The following is a 15,710-nucleotide window of genomic DNA, read 5'->3' as shown; positions in this document are numbered from 1 at the left end:
CAGTGTTTTATATAAGTATATCATCATAAATTCAAAATTTTTTACTATATCAACAATATAACTTAATGAAAGATACTTACATTTATAAAATACTTTGAAAAATTTATTTAAATATATTAGTTTCTTTAAAATAAAGTGTTTTGGATTAGACTTCTGTTAAATTTTTTATTTTATTTATATCTATATACATACCTTGTGCAATAGCTCTTCCGTCAATTGCATATAGATTACATTGTGTATACATAACCGTAACAATTTGACCATCGCGCTTTATAAATCTATATAAAAAAGGTTCAATTTTATTTGTATCAATCATTTCCAAACTCTTTTTATAAATAAAGTCTAAATCGTCTGGATGAACAATTGCTCTTAAGTTACCACCCATCTCACCAAAAAATTGTTCTTTTGTATAACCTATAATATCAAACATTTCTTCATTCATATAAGTAATAATCATATCACCAAATAAATCATAACGAATTATACCTACAGGTAACATTGAATAAAATTGTGATAAAATATTACTTTCATCAAGATGAGTGTTTGTCATTTTAGGTATAGAATATGATTCAAACTCATTTATATAGCCAGCTGTTTTAATTAAGTCTAGGTTTAATTTTTTTAAAAGCAATCTATTTTCTGAAATTATACAATTTGCACTAAAATAGAAATTACTATACTTTTGATATTCAGCAGACTCATCTGATAAAACAGCTTCTCCACTAATTAATAATAAATTTGAGTCAGTATCATGTGGAGTTATACTTTTATAAAGAATAGAAAATTTTTTACCTTTAATATGTTTCTCAAAGTGTTCTATTATTTTAGCAAAAGATGTAATTTCCATTTTGCTGTAAAAGTCAGACCATTGAATATCTTCAGTTACATTTGATTTTAGTTTTTTCATGTCTTGCATAATAAAAAATTCATCAAATATCTTTTCTACTAAGGATTTTCCTATATCAGAATATTTTATAAACATTTCTCCTGAATTATTTTCTTTAGATAGTAATTTTTCAAATTGAGCACATTCCATAGGTTTTGCATAATAATAACCTTGAGCAATATCGCAATTTATACTTTTAATAAATTCTACATGTTGTTCTGTCTCAACACCTTCACACACTGTAAGCATTCCAAGAGCTCTTGCAATATTTATTATAGAGTATAAAATTGTTGCATTTTTGAAATCATTCAAATTATGAGATAAAAATATTCTATCAATTTTGATTACATCAAAAGGTAGATTTTGCAACATACCAAAAGATGAATATCCAGAACCAAAATCGTCCATAGATACAGAAAAACCATAAGAACGAAGCTCATTTAACTGTTGAATAATAGTATTTGTATTTTCTAGCAATACATTTTCTGTGATTTCAATGCTGAAATTTGATGTAGAAACACTATACTTTTCGGTAATTCCCTTTAGCATACTTGGAAAATTAGGATTAAAAAAGTGAAGACGAGAAAAATTACAACAAATTGGAACAAAAACATCATTGTTATCAATCCATCTTCTTATATTTTTGCAGTTTTCTTCAAATAAATATAAATCTAATTCTGTTATTAAACCAAATTGCTCAAATAAAGGTATAAACTTATCTGGAGTAAGAAGTCCTTTAATTGGATGTCTCCATCGAGCAAGAGCTTCACATCCTACTATAGTATTGTTTTTTATATTATAGAGTGGTTGATAAAATGCTTCAATTTGTTTAGTTTGTAAAGCATGTGATATTTCGTATAAAAATTCTTTATCATTTTCCAATTTGTTATAAAAATTATTATCATCAAAATCAAATGGTATGTATCTATTTTTACCTTCTATTTTGGCCTTTTTTAAAGCACTGTATACTTGATTGAAAATCACTAAAGTAGTTACATTTGGTTCGCCATCCCAAATAGTACTACCAATACTAAATGTAACATTAGAGTGTATTTCTTTTTCATTAGGAAGTTGTACTTTTAATTCTCTAGCACTCTTTATAATGGTTGTACCTATATTATCTAGTTCTTCATTTGATATATTAGGAATTACAATTAAAAATCCTTCACCTTTTAGATAAGCAACTATTCCATTTGATTCTGGAATAAAGTACAACAGTTCTTGAGTTAGGTTGATTAATAGATTTTCTCCAACCAAGTATCCATATATATCATTAAATAATTTAAAGTTATCAATATTTAATAACATAACTCCAATATGTATATTTTTTGAAATACAGTCATCAATATATTGGTATACAAACTCCCTGTTTGGTATTTTAGAAAAAAAATCTATTTCATTTGAGATTTTTAATTTATAATCTCTATTATCTAATTCATTAGCTAATAGTTCTACCTTTTTATTTAACATTTTTATATAATCATAATTTTGCATGGTATTCCTCCATAAGATATTTGAAATTTTGACGATAAATATATTTATGCTAAAAATATTTAAATGTTAATTTATAAATAATTTGACTAATCTATTTTTAATAAGTATTTCAAACTTAGATGTATCAACTTACTTGTTATAATATTAAAAATAAAAATTTTTTAGTCTAGTAATAATCTTAGATAAAATTAGTTAATTATTAAGTTCGAGTATTGAAAGATTTCCTTTTTGAATGCAATTATATCATATTTTTTTATAAATAGATAGATTGCAGATTATGCAGTTGACACTATAGAACTCATTATAGCTAATATTAATTTTAATAATTTTATGAATAAATAATTTATTTATAATTAATTTATTATAAATAAATTCGTATCATAGCAATGATTTCATATACTTAATTTCAGTTATTTGAATTAAGTCTAATTTTATATTTTTACCATAATAAATATTAACTTACTAAATCAATAAAATGATAATTTATAGAAATTTATTTTAATATAAAAAATCTTGTAAAAAAGACATAATATCTATAGGTGTAAAAAACTACAAATCTAAAAATGTTGTTTATAAAGATTAAAATTAGAAATATTATAATAGGAAAATAAATAGATTTTAATGGGTGATTACAGATTACTTATTTTCGTATCCTTGTTTTAGAGGTATTTTTAGTATATTCTAAAACTATAGTTATAGATAGAAACATATAGATTATAAAATAAAAATAAGATTATGGAGGATTTTATTGTATAAATGAAAGATTACTATAAAATAGGAGAGATATCTAAAATATATGGAATTGGAAGAGATTCATTAATGTATTATGAAGAAATAGGTATTCTAAAGCCAGTTAGAGATGTAAATGGATATAGAATGTATAACATATCAGATATATGGAAACTAAATTTAATAAAAGAGTTTAGAAGTTTGAATTTTCCAATGAAAAAAATAAAAGAATATTTAGATGATAGAAGTATAGAGTCTACAAAGAGCATTTTAAATGAAGAGTTAGAATTAATTGATAAAAAAATATTTGAACTTATAAGTCATAAGGAAAATATTATAAAAAGATTAAGTTCAATTGAAAGTGTAATTCAAAATACAAAAATAGATGCGATAGAGGTTGTATATATAGAAAAAAGAAAAGCTTTAGAGTTAAATGCTGATATAAAAAGAGATGAGGATTTTGATTTTTTGATTCAAAAATTACAAAAAGAATACGAAGATAGATTTAATATACTTGGAAATAATAATATTGGTTCTGCTTTTTCTACTGAGGCAATCAGCAAAGGTATATTCAATGAGTTTAAATCTGTATTTTGTTTTTTAGAGAATAGTGAGGAAATATATAATATAGTTTTTGATGAGGGATATTATGTAACTTTAAACTATGCTGGAAGCAATTCTAATAATAAAATATATATGGAAAAGGTGTTTAAATTTATAAAAGAAAATAATTATAAAGTAATTGCTGCACCTATAGAAATATACAAGATAGATATACATGAGACTGGGATTGTAGAGGAATTTGTAACTGAAATTCAAGTACTTGTAACTAAATCGCTAGATTTCAACGAATTAGATGATAAATAGAGTGAAAAAATGCTAATTTGCCACCGATTTGCCACCGTATTATAAAATCGGTGGCAAATTATATTCTGAGACCTTCTAAAATATTTACTGTTTCACTTTCCATTTTATGTGTGACATGAGAGTAAGTATCCATTGTTGTAGTTATTTTACTGTGACCCAGACGCTTTTGTATATCTTTAATATTAGCACCATTTTCTAAAAGTAAAGTAGCATGTGTATGTCTTAAACAATGAAAATTGAAATCAATATTTAAATCTTTATTTATTATTGCTATTGCCATGTCAATATCACCATGAGTTACAAATGAACCATCTTTTTTTCTGCATACCCAATTATATTCTGTTTTTTTATACCATTTTCCTATTTTAACTTTCTGCTTCTTTTGATTTAGTTTTTCATCTTTTAATATTTTAGATAGAGTATCACCAATTTTAATATCTCTTATTGAAGAATTTGTTTTAGGGGGAGCTAATTCAAAATTGGAATCTTTTTTCCTTACTAAGTTTCTTCTAATTTTAATTATATTATTTTCTAAATCTATATCTTCCCAAAATAAGCCTAATACTTCACCTTTTCTCATACCTGTATAAAACCCAATCATCAAAGGAATATAGGCATTTGTCCCAACTGGAAACTTATGTAATATTGTATCAAAATCATTTAAGGTAATAGTTTTAACTTTATTACTAGTATTAGTTTTTACTAAGTTTTTAGGTATACTAACATATTGAACAGGGTTCTCTCTAATAAGTTTATATGGGTATACAGCCAATTTTAAAGAAGTGTTTAAAACACCATAAATCAATTTTAAAGTTCCTTTTGAGTAATTTTTTTCTTCACCATTTTCTGTATATTTTTCTTTTGATTTTATATTTAAAAATTCTTGAATAACAGCAGGATTTATAGATTTCAATTTATATTTTCCAAGACTTGGTTTAATATGATTTTCTATAGCCCTTTTATAATTACCTTGAGTGTAAAACTTGCAATTTAGAAGTACATATTCTTTGTACCAGAAGTCTAAATAATCAGATAAACTAATATTAGTTTCATCAAATACAGTACCAGAGTTTTCAAATTCATTTATTGCATCTCTTAAAGCTTTTTCAGCTTCTTTTTTAGTTTCTCCACCAACTTTTTCTACCTTTTTTCTCTTACCATCTACTATACTTGCATCAAAATAGTAATACCACTTCTTACCTCTTTTTCTAACTCCACCTTTCATAAAAATTTCTCCTCTCAAAAATATGCCTTAATTATATTTTATAACAGTTAAAGTATAAGTAAATAGCATTTAGGTAGAAAACTAGTAATAATTATTTTATGTGCTTATATTCAGATAAAAATATATAATTTTTGTTTTCGACAACATTTCTTATTTGTTTACTATATAATTTAATTAAAATGTATAAAGAGGGGGATATACAATAAAAGTTAAAGAATTATTAAAAATCAATATAAGTATTTATCATACATAAGTTTTATTTGATTAATAGGATTGTATGATATTAGTAAAAAATAGTAATTTTCCCAGCTGGTTATAGTTTCTCTACAAGCTGAAAATGGCATGATTACTGTATTTTTGATAAAATAGGTTTGTATGAAAGTGCAAAATGGTGTCCTATTTGGTGCTCAAATAAAAATAATAGCTTGTAAGAATACTTAAAGTGATTTATCTAAGTTTGACAGAATTATATTGGAATTGTAGAATAAAATAAATGGCAAGAGCTTAATACACCATAGGCAGATAAGACGTACGTGGCAAATGAAAAATTGTGGAGGTTATCGAGATGTCAAAAAGCAGAAAAATTGTGCGTGGTATCATATTAGTGGTATTGCTAATTTGTACTGCGTTTTTGGTATATTCGATTGTAACAGACCCGCTTGGAGAACACGATATTATGCTTGCGCTTGCTATTACAGCAGGATTTATCGCACTTGGAAATGATAAATATGGGAAAAAGTAAATTCCAATTTATTGGGCTGATTTAATGCCGCCTTTTTGGGATGAGAAGGCTAATAACGCAGATTAGGCGAATAAGATTGTAGGTGAATATGATGTTAGAACTAAGACTGCTAAACGATGATGATATATCGTTAGTTGAAAATTGGTTGAATAGGGAACATGTTAAAAGGTGGTATGAAATACCGCATCTGGGTGTTTCAATTAGTGATTGGATATATGAACTAAAAGAGCGCAATGGAGAATTTCAATGGCTAACACATCTTATTGTACTGTCTCAAGGGCGCCCGATTGGGTTATGCCAATACTATAAATGTGAAGATAGTAAAGATGAGGATTTTGGAACAATGCCCATATTGGGTTCATACGGAATTGACTACCTGATAGGAGAAGAAGCTTACCTTGGAAAAGGTTTGGGTAAGGAAATGATTACATTGCTTGTGGAAAAGGTGTTTTCTTTTCCGCATGCTAAGAGAGTTACCGCTGACATTGACAATATGAATAAGGCATCAGAAAAAACGCTATTATCATGTGGCTTTGCATTATTAGATGCTGAAAGTAGCCGTTATATTTTGTATAACAAATAGGCTGATTAAAAACTTAAGAATATTTACGCCTTATTGGTATAAGGTGCAATCACTATGAGTAGGGAAGAAGCAGAGTCAAAAGGTTATGTAGCTTGTAAAAGGTGTTATTAGTAGTATGAAGGATAGACTAGTGTTTAGCTAGTCTATTTTTATTTGATAAATTTGCACTATTTATTGTATTTCTTATTAACATAAATTTTTCTTATTTCTTTTTTCCATTTCTTTTTTCCCATAAATATCACATAAATATAAAAAATCTTCCTCTAATGCAATAGATAAGTCTACTATTGTAGATATTGTTATGTCTTTATATTTACCATTTTCTAGCTTTGAAATTTGACTCCTATTCCAACCTAATTTTTCTGCCAGCTCTAATTGTGTCATTCCTTTGTGTTTTCTTAATTTTCTTAACATTTAATTTAACCTCACTTTTAATTATTTTTATAATTAATAGTTTGTGTAGTTTTTTGTAATAAATGTGCTTGAGTAGCACGTTTTTTGTTGGAAATTTGTGCTAAAATATAAGTAAGAAATAACTCTATCTAGTTAGAGGAAATATAAGAAAAGTAATTCCAAAAGACCAGTTTAATTTTATTCAATTTGCAATGAAGCTTAAAAAAAGGTAGATTCTAACTATTTTAACGAACGTAAGTTCTTGTATGGGCTAAAGAAGGGGTGGTAGTATGCAAAATGATAAAGAAAGACTTGTTGCTATTATAAGAATGTTAAAAGCTGTAGATAAGAAAAGTTATGAAAGTTTTGTAAAGATTATAATGTTTTTTTATGAAAAATCAGATACCAATTAAATATAGTGAAAATATTAATTTTATAAATAAAAAATACATTAACTTAATAGCAATGTATTTTTTATTTATGCTTATTTATTAGAGAATCAAGTATTTTTAGAACTGCATTTCTATCATCTTTATCTAATTTGTATATTATATCAACTAATTCTTTTACTTCATCATCTTTTTCATTTGAAATATTTTTGTTTCTACCCAATAGGTAATCTGTAGATACATCAAAAAAATCAGCTATTTTATTTAGTGTAACTTTATCAGGAAATCTATTATTAGTTTCATATTTTGATAGCGCTGAATAACTTATATTTATTTTGTTTGAGAGTTCTTCTCTACTTAAATTCATATTTTCTCTTAATTGTTTTATTCTATCTCCAAAATCCAATTCAATCACCTCGCTTAAAAAAGAGTTTAGCACATAATGTCCAAAAAAAATAAAAAAAAGACGAAATGGATAAAAAATATTGACATTGGACAAAATGTCTTATATAATTAAATTAATCAATTGGACGAAACGTCTAAAAGGAGTTGGTAAAATGAAAAATAATCTACTAAAATTTAGATTAAAAAATAAAAAAAGTAGAAATGAAATGTCTAAAATACTTAAAATGCAAGCTACATATTATGCAAAGATAGAGAATGAGATAAGAAATCCGAGTTATAATTTTCTTTGTAAATTTAAAAGAGCATTCCCAAATGAAAGTATAGATGAGCTTTTTTTTAAAAATAAAATGGACTAAACGTCTAATTGATAACTTATATTTTTATTATACAGAAGAGAGGGTGAAATTTAAATGTCATACCAATACCAAAATATATATCAAAAAGCAAGAGAAAATACCAATCTAACACAAGAAAAAGCATCTGAACAACTAGATATATCTGTAGAGAGTTTAAGAGCCTACGAAAATGACAAGAGAATACCAAACAATCAAATAGTAGCAAAGATGGTTTCTATTTATAACAATAATTTATTAGGTTATGAACATGTTAGAAGGACTACAGAAGCAGGAGTAATGTTTTTACCAAAGTTAGAAATGAAAAGTCTTTCAAGTATAACTCTAAAGTTGCATAAAGAAATTAAAGATTATCTAAAAAAGGAAGATGATTTCATAGATATAGTTGAAGATGATGTAATTGACGAAGAGGAAGAAGAAATTTGGGATGATGTTATGCAAGAATTAGAAGATATTTTTAAATCAATTTTAATTTTGAAACTTTCAAAGAAAACAAAATAGGAAGGAGAAAATTGTATGAATAACTTAGTTTTAATAAATGATAAGAAATTGCAAATTAAAGAGTTTAAAGGCGAAAGAGTTGTGACATTTAAAGAAGTTGATTTGATTCATGAAAGAGTAGAAGGAACAGCAGGAAGAAATTTTAGAGAAAATAAGAAACACTTCATAGAAGGTGTGGACTATTTCTTTGTTAAACCATCTGATATTGGGAACAACGAAATTCGTCGTTCTGAAATAAATAACTCTGGAACATATTTAATAACTGAAAGTGGTTATCTAATGTTAGTAAAATCTCTAACAGATGATTTAGCTTGGGCAGTACAAAGAGAATTGATTAATAACTACTTTAGAGTAAAAGAAAATGAACAACTAAAGTTACCAACTACATATAAAGAAGCATTGCAACAGTTATTAATAGAAGTTGAAGAAAAAGAACAATTACAATTAGAAAATCAAGTAATGAAACCAAAAGCAGACTATTTTGATGCTTTAGTAGAAAGAAATTTACTAACTAATATAAGAGATACATCAAAAGAACTTGGAGTAAAAGAAAAAGTATTTGTTTTATGGTTAATAGAGAAGAAATATTGTTACAGAGATTTAAAAGGAAAGATAAAACCTTATTCTAATAAGATGCAGTACTTTGAACTGAAAGAATTTACAACGCCATACGGACATTCAGATACTCAAACATTAATAAATCCAAAAGGAAGAGAAACGTTTAGATTATTACTTATAAAAGATGGCTTAGTAAGAGAAAGAGAATGTCAGATAACTTTATTAGGTTAAAATTGAAAGTACTTTGAAAATTAAAAATTATGGAGGTAGTTACAATGAGCGAAGATATATTCTATGGTATAAAAAATACTCTTGATGAAATAGCAGAGGTTCAAATTAAAAATAAACAAGGCGTGTTAAAAGAAGTTGGAATGTTAATAAGTGGTGATGATAACTCTTTTATTACTCATTGTTTAGATGAAGATTTAATTAAGTTTTACATAGAAGATGAAGAAGTATTGACAATAGACAAAGATAATCACTTATTATACATGCTTGATGCACTATTTTATAACTTTCTTGATAAGTAATAAATACAGAATATTCTTGAAATGGTGGTGGAGAAATTGGGTAATATATCTAACTTTAATTTAGATAAGCAAGAAGATAAAAGTTTTAATGACCTAGATAATATATCTATTTGTTTTTCAGAAAGTATTCGTAAAGTTGTAGAAATGAATTTAAACAACTATAAAAAGAAAATCTCAAAGTACTTAAATGAAACTTCGAAAATAGAATTATTAGAACCAAAAGAATTAACAATTATAGTAAGCAAAGGTTATCCAGATTATTTAATGTCTGTTGAAGAAGCAAGTAAGAGATTAAAGATAGATAAAGGGTTTGGATATGAGTTAATAAAAATGGGACTTTTAAAATCTGTTGATGTAGGAGCGACTAAAGTTTCTAGTTATGAATTAGATGATTTTATAACTAGAAATCAAGGAAAAAACATCAAAGAAATGCTTAGAGAAATGAAAGAAATTAGAGAGGGGGTGATTTAAATGACTCTAAGATGGTTTCTAAGATTTTGCAAAAAACACAAGAAAGTACCTACACTACGCTTTTATGCAGAGTGTGTAGCTTATATGGAAGAATGTAAGCAAAGAGGACTTGAACTTTAAGGGGGATTGAAGATGGAAGTAACTAAAAGATTTTTAGAATATAAGATACAGGCTCTAAATGAGAGGATAGAATTTAAAAAGTCAATTGGATATAAGTGTAGAGCAGATGAAAAAGAATTAGGAGCATATGAGGATATTTTGCTTATGCTAAATTCAGAAATTGAATCAATAGGGGGGGTGGAAAATGAAGAGTAGACAAGAATTAATCAAAAATATAGAAAAATACAGAAAAGCACAATATTTAATATATTTAGATATAGTACAAAGGGCATGGGCAGATAGAAGTCTTACGACAGATGAACAAGACAGAATTAAGCATGAAGCATATGCAGAGTACAAGAGAATAGAAAAAGATACCGAAGAAGCAGAAGAACTACTAATGAGAGAAGAATTTGAAACAGATAGACCATTAAGTGTTCAAATAATGTAGAAAAGAGCCATAGCAGTGGCTCAATTCAAAAACATACTAAAATTTAATTAGCTATATTATAGCACAAGGGGGAAGAAATGAAAACTAGAAATGAGATAATTAAAGATTTAGAAGATAGATTATTTTTTTCACAGTTTACTATAGTTGATGAAATTGATTTGGATGAAAGGTTTGGAGAAATATCAGCCTTAAAATCTTGTATAGAAAAACATGAAAAAGGTTGGACTTTAGAACAATTTAAGAATCATTTAGAAAAATATGAATCAGAAGAAATGTATGGAGATTATGTAAATGGCTTTATGTCAGTTTTAAGAAGAAATATAAAAGATATGGAGGGGTTGGAAAATGAATAATAAGGCTTTAGAATTAGCGACATGTACTTTAGAGTCAGGTCAAATACTTGATTATACAACAGTAAAGAATTATCTAGTAAGTGGTAGCGGAAATGTAACAGACCAAGAAGTTCTAATGTTTATAGAATTATGCAAGGCTCAGAAACTAAATCCTTTTATAAAAGAAGCATATCTAATAAAGTTTGGTAATTCACCAGCAAATATAGTAGTTGGTAAGGATGTATTTGTAAAAAGAGCAAATAAAAACCCTAACTTTGAAGGTATGAAAGCTGGGATAGTAACTGTAAATAAAAATGGAGAAGTATTTGAAAGAGAGGGTAGTTTAAAGCTACCACAAGAGACGTTAATTGGAGGATGGTGTGAAGTATCAGTAAGGGGTATGAAGTTCCCTATAAAGTCTGTAGTGTCTTTAGAAGAGTATTCAAAGAGCCAAGCTACTTGGAAGCAAATGCCTTGTGTAATGATAAGAAAATGTGCAATTGTTACAGCTTTAAGAGAAGCGTTCCCAGAGGATTTACAAGGATTATACGATAGTGCAGAAATAAAGACTGTACTCGATAAATTACCTCAAAAGCCTATTGAAATAGGTAAGGCAAGTCCATCACAAAAACAAGGAATACTTAAATTAGCATCAACGAAAGGTTTATATGATTATGAGAATAAAAAAGATACATCAAAGTTAGAAGAATTTTGTGAGAGTAATGGATTTGATTTAAAAGAACTAAAATTTGAGGAAGTAGATGAATTAATTGAATTACTAAGTGAATATGAACCAAAAGATGATTTTATAGATGCTGAGTTTGAGGAAGTAAAAGAGGATGAAGTAGAGATAAAAGAAGAAATTGAAAACAAAGATGGTCAAATGAGTATGGAAGATACTATGAATTTTGATTAAGTAGGTGAGTCACCTTGAAATATACAATATTAGGATTCAGTCAGAAAAAGGCAGTAGAATTAGGATTAAACACAAAGGATTTACTTATATTGAGATGGTTTGTAGATTTTCTAGGTAGTGGCAGGATGGCAAGAAAACTTATTAATGGAATTGAATATTATTGGGTTGATTATTCTGGGGTTATTAAAGAGCTACCAATTCTTTATACAGAGAAGCATGACACTATTTATAGAGTACTCAAAAAGCTAGATAAAATAGGTATATTAGAACATGCTACATTAAAGCAAGGTGGTACATGGAGTTACTATAAATTAGGATATAGGTACATAGAGTTGATTAGTGATAGTTATCAACAGGTCAGAAATAAATCCGACTGCTCGGATATAAATCCGAACCACTCGGATAAAAATCCGACCCAAACGGATATAAATCCGGAACGAAAAACCCATCCACTATATCCTTCTACTATACCTTGTAACCAAACCAGTGAGGTGGAGGAAAAGAAGAAAATAATTGAAGAAATGACGCAATTAAAAATAAGTAAAAATATGTGTAATACAATTAAAGATTGGGATATAGAAAGGCTTTTAGTAGCTATAGAAATATATAAAGAATGTGATGGTAAAAGTTTTAAATATCTGAAAACAGTCTACAACAATGATGATAACTTTAGAAAAAATAAAAGTAAAAATATCTCAGAGACAAAAAAGACTAAGTTTCATAATTTTAATGAGACATTTACTAAGTACACCAGTGATGAATTAGACGACATTATTAAGAAAAGCCAGAAGGAGAAATTCAGTTAAGTTAAATAATCTAGGGAGTAATTATACAATACTACTTCCTAGAAGTTAAATAAAAATAAATATATTGGAGGAATAGAAATGATAATAATTAGAAGTCAAGATAGATTAGATTTAATGAAAGTCAATAGAATTGAAGTGAATAGAGAGCAAGTATATGCAGTATTTGAAGGAGAATCGAATTTTAGAGAGATAGGAAAATATAAATCAGAAAGAAGAGCCATTGAAGTATTAAACAGAATACAAGATGCTATTATTGCAGGAACTAAGTTTGACATTATAAATAAAGATGGAGTTAGGTATTACAAAGAAAAAGTGTTTGAAATGCCAATTGAATAAGGAGGATTAAAATGTTTAAAGTTGATAGATATTTTAGTGGTTCTGTTGCAAATAACATATTTGAAGATGATTTGACACTTAGAAGTTACATGGCATTATATTGCTGCATCTATGGAGTAATAGAAGATGGAGAACTTGTATTTCCAACTTCTGAAAAAATGTTAATAGAGTTTGATGTTGAAAGAAAAAGAAAAAAGATAAAAAAAGGTTCAAAAATAAAGCTGATTAATACTAAAACTGGCAAGGAAAAAATATTTAATTCTATAGATAGTGCAGCATGTTTTTTAAGATTAAAACATCAGTCAGTTTATCAAGCAATAAGAAATAAAAGTCAAACTAGAAGTGGGTGGAGAGCTGAATATGTTGAGGAGGAATAATGGAAGTTTCAAGAACGGAATACACAATTAAAAGAGCAAAAGAGCTATATAATGATGGCGAGGAAATATTAATCGCTATAGACAAGGCTAGAGAAGAATATGAGGAGATGTTGAAAAATGAATATTTTAACTAGTATTACATTAATAGTAACTAGTTTTATGGTTGGTAGGATTTATGAATACAGAATTTCAAATGAAGATAATGAGATAGATTCAAAGTTACTTTTAGATGTTTTTAATGAAATTAGTGAGTTAAGAGAAGAAAATAAAACTCTTAAAGAGAAATTACAAGAAAAGGAGTCACTATTTATTAATAGGCTGATAGATTTTTTACATAATAAACAGGTGTGTGAATGTTGTATTTATGACTGCAAGATTAATAATATTGAATATGATTGTGAGGATGGTATTAAAAAGTGGCTTGATAGCGAAGAACTTATATTTGAATAGAAGAAATATCTAACAAAAACAGTTTAGAGAGTTGCAAAATGTATTTTAATATAAATTATTGTTGAAGTGTTTTGCGACTCTCAAAAACGAAATAAAGGAGGATTTAAAATGAAAAAATATAAAATTAAGTTTGAGGAAAAAGTAAATTTAGAACATGAAATTATAATTGAAATACCAGAAGAAGTAAGCATAAATGACATTTGCCATTGTATAGAGCATAAATGTCAAAGAGTATATGATATAGCAGATTATATAAAAGAGTTTAATGGGAGACAAATAGACTTTGTAGAAGATACTTGTGGAGAGACTGAAATGTTAGTTGAATCATTTAGGAATTATAAGGAGTGATTTTATGAAACGAAGAAGATGCAGTTGGTGTGGCAAACTATTTTATCTTGATGAAGAATCTAAAGGTGTTTATTGTTGTAAAGGATGTAGAAAGAAGGCTAAGAAGGTGAAAAAATGAATAAGGTTTTAAATTGGCCAGGCGGAAAATGGAGCGTGGCACATAACATAATAGGCATACTTCCAAAACATGATATATATTTAGAACCCTACTTTGGGAGCGGAGCGATATTTTTCAATAAAGAAGCATGTAATACAGAGATATTGAATGATGCAGATAAACAAATTGCAAACCTATTTAAATGTATAAGAGATAATCCTGTAGAGCTGGCAAATGCTATATACTTTACTCCATATTCAAGAGATGAGTATATAAATTGTACTATTTTTGAAACTGATAATGATATAGAAAAAGCTAGAAAATTTATAATAAGAACAAATATGTCTAGAGCTGGATTACAAAGATATAAGACTGGATGGAAACATGCAGGTCCTAAAGAGAGTAAAAAATGCTTTCAAAAAGTTGTAGGCAAATGGAATAAGTTACCTCAAACTATTTTAGATACAGCTATAAGGCTAAAAGATGCAGAAATAGAAAATAGAGATGCAATAGAGTTAATAAAAAAATACAACAAAAATGATTGTTTAATATATGCAGACCCTCCATATCTATTAAAAACAAGAAGTCAAAAAATGTACAATATAGAAATGGAAACAGAAGAAGAACATGAAAAATTACTGAAAGTGCTTTTAAATCATGCTGGTCCTGCAATAATAAGTGGATATGATTCTAACTTGTATAATTGCATGCTCAAAAATTGGAATAAGTTAGAGTTTAAGTCACATGCAGAACAAGGCAGATTAAGAAAAGAAGTATTATGGACCAATTTTGAAACTACTAAACAACTTAGTTTATTTAAATAATAGGAGAGAGTAATGAAGATTAATTTTACAATAGATGGAGAACCAAGGGCAAAGGCACGACCTAGAATGAGTACAGAAACTGGTAAAGCATACACAACCGAACAAACTGTACTTTATGAAAACTGGATTAGACTTATGTATAATTCTACAGTAAAACACTTCTTTGAAGGCAATGTTAAAATGATGGTTATTTGTTACTTTGACATTACTAAAAAAGATAGAGAAGCACTAAAGAAAAATAAGGTAAATACTAAAGCGTATAAGGATGCTATAGCTAAAGTAGAAGGGTTGATAAGACCAAGTAAAAAACCCGATTTAGATAATATAATCAAGTCTGTAGCTGATAGTTTGAATGGTATAGCTTATAAAGATGATTCTCAAATTGTAGAAGTAGTGAGTAAGAAATATTATAGTGATAAGCCAAGAGTTGAAGTTGTACTAGAGGATATTATATAAAAAGAGTCTAAATAAAAGTCACAATAAAATTATTAATATACTCTATAAAAAACGATACTAATAAAATTAAACAAATCCATATAAAGATATGC

The 15,710-nt window shown here is 27.1% G+C and carries 25 protein-coding genes; 21 read left to right on the top strand and 4 right to left on the bottom strand.

Annotated features, from left to right (window positions below):
- Positions 1-145: 145 nt before the first annotated feature.
- Positions 146-2,380, bottom strand: coding sequence for an EAL domain-containing protein (locus Q3304_RS19340; RefSeq protein ID WP_407814988.1), 2,235 nt, complete (start codon positions 2,378-2,380; stop codon positions 146-148).
- A 756-nt stretch (positions 2,381-3,136) separates the two neighbouring features.
- Here Q3304_RS19340 and Q3304_RS19335 point away from each other — a divergent pair.
- Positions 3,137-3,976: a MerR family transcriptional regulator gene (locus Q3304_RS19335; protein WP_407814989.1), complete on the top strand. Its 840-nt coding sequence runs from the start codon at positions 3,137-3,139 to the stop codon at positions 3,974-3,976.
- Between the two features lie 58 nt (positions 3,977-4,034).
- Here Q3304_RS19335 and Q3304_RS19330 read toward each other — a convergent pair whose 3' ends face one another.
- Complete coding sequence (locus Q3304_RS19330; protein ID WP_407814990.1) at positions 4,035-5,201, bottom strand: tyrosine-type recombinase/integrase; 1,167 nt, start codon at positions 5,199-5,201, stop codon at positions 4,035-4,037.
- Between the two features lie 550 nt (positions 5,202-5,751).
- Between Q3304_RS19330 and Q3304_RS19325 the strand changes: the two genes are divergently transcribed.
- Both Q3304_RS19325 and Q3304_RS19320 read left to right on the top strand, forming a co-directional pair.
- A complete protein-coding gene (locus Q3304_RS19325; protein WP_407814991.1) occupies positions 5,752-5,943 on the top strand; it encodes a hypothetical protein in 192 nt (63 codons plus the stop codon).
- Positions 5,944-6,034: 91 nt separating this feature from the next.
- Positions 6,035-6,526, top strand: a complete 492-nt coding sequence (locus Q3304_RS19320; protein WP_219674209.1) for a GNAT family N-acetyltransferase — start codon at positions 6,035-6,037, stop codon at positions 6,524-6,526.
- Between the two features lie 186 nt (positions 6,527-6,712).
- Here the strand turns inward: Q3304_RS19320 and Q3304_RS19315 are convergent, their stop codons facing one another.
- Entirely contained in the window at positions 6,713-6,940 is a 228-nt protein-coding gene (locus Q3304_RS19315; protein WP_107613008.1) for a helix-turn-helix domain-containing protein, read from the bottom strand.
- 269 nt (positions 6,941-7,209) lie between these two features.
- On the opposite strand from Q3304_RS19315, the gene Q3304_RS19310 reads away from it, so the two are divergent.
- Positions 7,210-7,332: a hypothetical protein gene (locus Q3304_RS19310; protein ID WP_407814992.1), complete on the top strand. Its 123-nt coding sequence runs from the start codon at positions 7,210-7,212 to the stop codon at positions 7,330-7,332.
- Between the two features lie 61 nt (positions 7,333-7,393).
- Here the strand turns inward: Q3304_RS19310 and Q3304_RS19305 are convergent, their stop codons facing one another.
- A complete protein-coding gene (locus Q3304_RS19305; protein ID WP_235701994.1) occupies positions 7,394-7,714 on the bottom strand; it encodes a helix-turn-helix transcriptional regulator in 321 nt (106 codons plus the stop codon).
- A gap of 151 nt (positions 7,715-7,865) precedes the next feature.
- Between Q3304_RS19305 and Q3304_RS19300 the strand changes: the two genes are divergently transcribed.
- From Q3304_RS19300 to Q3304_RS19220, 17 genes are all read left to right on the top strand, one after another.
- On the top strand, positions 7,866-8,069 hold the full coding sequence (locus Q3304_RS19300) for a helix-turn-helix transcriptional regulator (protein ID WP_219674161.1): 204 nt from the start codon (positions 7,866-7,868) through the stop codon (positions 8,067-8,069).
- 54 nt (positions 8,070-8,123) lie between these two features.
- Positions 8,124-8,567: a helix-turn-helix domain-containing protein gene (locus Q3304_RS19295; protein WP_407814993.1), complete on the top strand. Its 444-nt coding sequence runs from the start codon at positions 8,124-8,126 to the stop codon at positions 8,565-8,567.
- Positions 8,568-8,582: 15 nt separating this feature from the next.
- On the top strand, positions 8,583-9,356 hold the full coding sequence (locus Q3304_RS19290; protein ID WP_407814994.1) for a phage antirepressor KilAC domain-containing protein: 774 nt from the start codon (positions 8,583-8,585) through the stop codon (positions 9,354-9,356).
- Positions 9,357-9,400: 44 nt separating this feature from the next.
- Complete coding sequence (locus Q3304_RS19285; RefSeq protein WP_407814995.1) at positions 9,401-9,655, top strand: hypothetical protein; 255 nt, start codon at positions 9,401-9,403, stop codon at positions 9,653-9,655.
- A 27-nt stretch (positions 9,656-9,682) separates the two neighbouring features.
- On the top strand, positions 9,683-10,126 hold the full coding sequence (locus tag Q3304_RS19280) for a helix-turn-helix domain-containing protein (RefSeq protein ID WP_407814996.1): 444 nt from the start codon (positions 9,683-9,685) through the stop codon (positions 10,124-10,126).
- Between the two features lie 132 nt (positions 10,127-10,258).
- Positions 10,259-10,441: a hypothetical protein gene (locus Q3304_RS19275; RefSeq protein WP_407815466.1), complete on the top strand. Its 183-nt coding sequence runs from the start codon at positions 10,259-10,261 to the stop codon at positions 10,439-10,441.
- A complete protein-coding gene (locus Q3304_RS19270; protein ID WP_407815234.1) occupies positions 10,431-10,676 on the top strand; it encodes a hypothetical protein in 246 nt (81 codons plus the stop codon). The genes Q3304_RS19275 and Q3304_RS19270 overlap by 11 nt, the downstream gene beginning before the upstream one ends.
- A 77-nt stretch (positions 10,677-10,753) precedes the next feature.
- Positions 10,754-11,029, top strand: a complete 276-nt coding sequence (locus Q3304_RS19265; RefSeq protein ID WP_407815233.1) for a hypothetical protein — start codon at positions 10,754-10,756, stop codon at positions 11,027-11,029.
- On the top strand, positions 11,022-11,924 hold the full coding sequence (bet, locus tag Q3304_RS19260) for a phage recombination protein Bet (protein ID WP_407815232.1): 903 nt from the start codon (positions 11,022-11,024) through the stop codon (positions 11,922-11,924). Before Q3304_RS19265 ends, bet begins: the two co-directional genes overlap by 8 nt.
- 14 nt (positions 11,925-11,938) lie before the next feature.
- Positions 11,939-12,730 carry a hypothetical protein gene (locus Q3304_RS19255; RefSeq protein ID WP_407815231.1) on the top strand — a complete coding sequence of 264 codons (792 nt, stop codon included), beginning with the start codon at positions 11,939-11,941 and terminating at the stop codon, positions 12,728-12,730.
- A 78-nt stretch (positions 12,731-12,808) separates the two neighbouring features.
- The gene (locus Q3304_RS19250; RefSeq protein ID WP_054276473.1) at positions 12,809-13,066 is read left to right on the top strand and encodes a hypothetical protein; all 258 of its coding nucleotides are present in this window, start codon (positions 12,809-12,811) and stop codon (positions 13,064-13,066) included.
- Between the two features lie 11 nt (positions 13,067-13,077).
- A complete protein-coding gene (locus Q3304_RS19245; protein WP_054271827.1) occupies positions 13,078-13,443 on the top strand; it encodes a hypothetical protein in 366 nt (121 codons plus the stop codon).
- Positions 13,443-13,577 carry a hypothetical protein gene (locus Q3304_RS19240; RefSeq protein ID WP_255615867.1) on the top strand — a complete coding sequence of 45 codons (135 nt, stop codon included), beginning with the start codon at positions 13,443-13,445 and terminating at the stop codon, positions 13,575-13,577. Before Q3304_RS19245 ends, Q3304_RS19240 begins: the two co-directional genes overlap by 1 nt.
- Complete coding sequence (locus Q3304_RS19235; RefSeq protein WP_054276475.1) at positions 13,561-13,893, top strand: hypothetical protein; 333 nt, start codon at positions 13,561-13,563, stop codon at positions 13,891-13,893. The genes Q3304_RS19240 and Q3304_RS19235 overlap by 17 nt, the downstream gene beginning before the upstream one ends.
- A gap of 108 nt (positions 13,894-14,001) precedes the next feature.
- Positions 14,002-14,241 (top strand): hypothetical protein, encoded by a 240-nt coding sequence (locus tag Q3304_RS19230; RefSeq protein ID WP_407815230.1) that lies wholly within the window; start codon positions 14,002-14,004, stop codon positions 14,239-14,241.
- A 114-nt stretch (positions 14,242-14,355) separates the two neighbouring features.
- Positions 14,356-15,162: a DNA adenine methylase gene (locus tag Q3304_RS19225; protein WP_407815228.1), complete on the top strand. Its 807-nt coding sequence runs from the start codon at positions 14,356-14,358 to the stop codon at positions 15,160-15,162.
- A 12-nt stretch (positions 15,163-15,174) separates the two neighbouring features.
- Entirely contained in the window at positions 15,175-15,618 is a 444-nt protein-coding gene (locus Q3304_RS19220) for a RusA family crossover junction endodeoxyribonuclease (protein WP_407815227.1), read from the top strand.
- Positions 15,619-15,710: the final 92 nt, after the last annotated feature.

The organism is Clostridioides sp. GD02377 (assembly GCF_045899875.1).
Classification (GTDB): Bacteria; Bacillota; Clostridia; order Peptostreptococcales; family Peptostreptococcaceae; genus Clostridioides; species Clostridioides difficile_A.
This window is presented reverse-complemented; position numbering and strand designations above follow the sequence as displayed.

What these genes read in the sequence shown, in the direction of transcription:
- Q3304_RS19225 (WP_407815228.1), top strand. Translation starts at nt 14,356, where the DNA reads ATGAATAAGGTTTTAAATTGGCCAGGCGGAAAATGGAGCGTGGCACAT.
- Q3304_RS19275 (WP_407815466.1), top strand. Translation starts at nt 10,259, where the DNA reads ATGGAAGTAACTAAAAGATTTTTAGAATATAAGATACAGGCTCTAAAT.
- Q3304_RS19250 (WP_054276473.1), top strand. Translation starts at nt 12,809, where the DNA reads ATGATAATAATTAGAAGTCAAGATAGATTAGATTTAATGAAAGTCAAT.
- Q3304_RS19290 (WP_407814994.1), top strand. Translation starts at nt 8,583, where the DNA reads ATGAATAACTTAGTTTTAATAAATGATAAGAAATTGCAAATTAAAGAG.
- Q3304_RS19270 (WP_407815234.1), top strand. Translation starts at nt 10,431, where the DNA reads ATGAAGAGTAGACAAGAATTAATCAAAAATATAGAAAAATACAGAAAA.
- Q3304_RS19235 (WP_054276475.1), top strand. Translation starts at nt 13,561, where the DNA reads ATGAATATTTTAACTAGTATTACATTAATAGTAACTAGTTTTATGGTT.
- Q3304_RS19300 (WP_219674161.1), top strand. Translation starts at nt 7,866, where the DNA reads ATGAAAAATAATCTACTAAAATTTAGATTAAAAAATAAAAAAAGTAGA.
- Q3304_RS19265 (WP_407815233.1), top strand. Translation starts at nt 10,754, where the DNA reads ATGAAAACTAGAAATGAGATAATTAAAGATTTAGAAGATAGATTATTT.
- Q3304_RS19245 (WP_054271827.1), top strand. Translation starts at nt 13,078, where the DNA reads ATGTTTAAAGTTGATAGATATTTTAGTGGTTCTGTTGCAAATAACATA.
- Q3304_RS19295 (WP_407814993.1), top strand. Translation starts at nt 8,124, where the DNA reads ATGTCATACCAATACCAAAATATATATCAAAAAGCAAGAGAAAATACC.
- Q3304_RS19330 (WP_407814990.1), bottom strand. Translation starts at nt 5,201, where the DNA reads ATGAAAGGTGGAGTTAGAAAAAGAGGTAAGAAGTGGTATTACTATTTT.
- Q3304_RS19335 (WP_407814989.1), top strand. Translation starts at nt 3,137, where the DNA reads ATGAAAGATTACTATAAAATAGGAGAGATATCTAAAATATATGGAATT.
- bet (WP_407815232.1), top strand. Translation starts at nt 11,022, where the DNA reads ATGAATAATAAGGCTTTAGAATTAGCGACATGTACTTTAGAGTCAGGT.
- Q3304_RS19315 (WP_107613008.1), bottom strand. Translation starts at nt 6,940, where the DNA reads ATGTTAAGAAAATTAAGAAAACACAAAGGAATGACACAATTAGAGCTG.
- Q3304_RS19240 (WP_255615867.1), top strand. Translation starts at nt 13,443, where the DNA reads ATGGAAGTTTCAAGAACGGAATACACAATTAAAAGAGCAAAAGAGCTA.
- Q3304_RS19220 (WP_407815227.1), top strand. Translation starts at nt 15,175, where the DNA reads ATGAAGATTAATTTTACAATAGATGGAGAACCAAGGGCAAAGGCACGA.
- Q3304_RS19320 (WP_219674209.1), top strand. Translation starts at nt 6,035, where the DNA reads ATGTTAGAACTAAGACTGCTAAACGATGATGATATATCGTTAGTTGAA.
- Q3304_RS19285 (WP_407814995.1), top strand. Translation starts at nt 9,401, where the DNA reads ATGAGCGAAGATATATTCTATGGTATAAAAAATACTCTTGATGAAATA.
- Q3304_RS19310 (WP_407814992.1), top strand. Translation starts at nt 7,210, where the DNA reads ATGCAAAATGATAAAGAAAGACTTGTTGCTATTATAAGAATGTTAAAA.
- Q3304_RS19230 (WP_407815230.1), top strand. Translation starts at nt 14,002, where the DNA reads ATGAAAAAATATAAAATTAAGTTTGAGGAAAAAGTAAATTTAGAACAT.
- Q3304_RS19340 (WP_407814988.1), bottom strand. Translation starts at nt 2,380, where the DNA reads ATGCAAAATTATGATTATATAAAAATGTTAAATAAAAAGGTAGAACTA.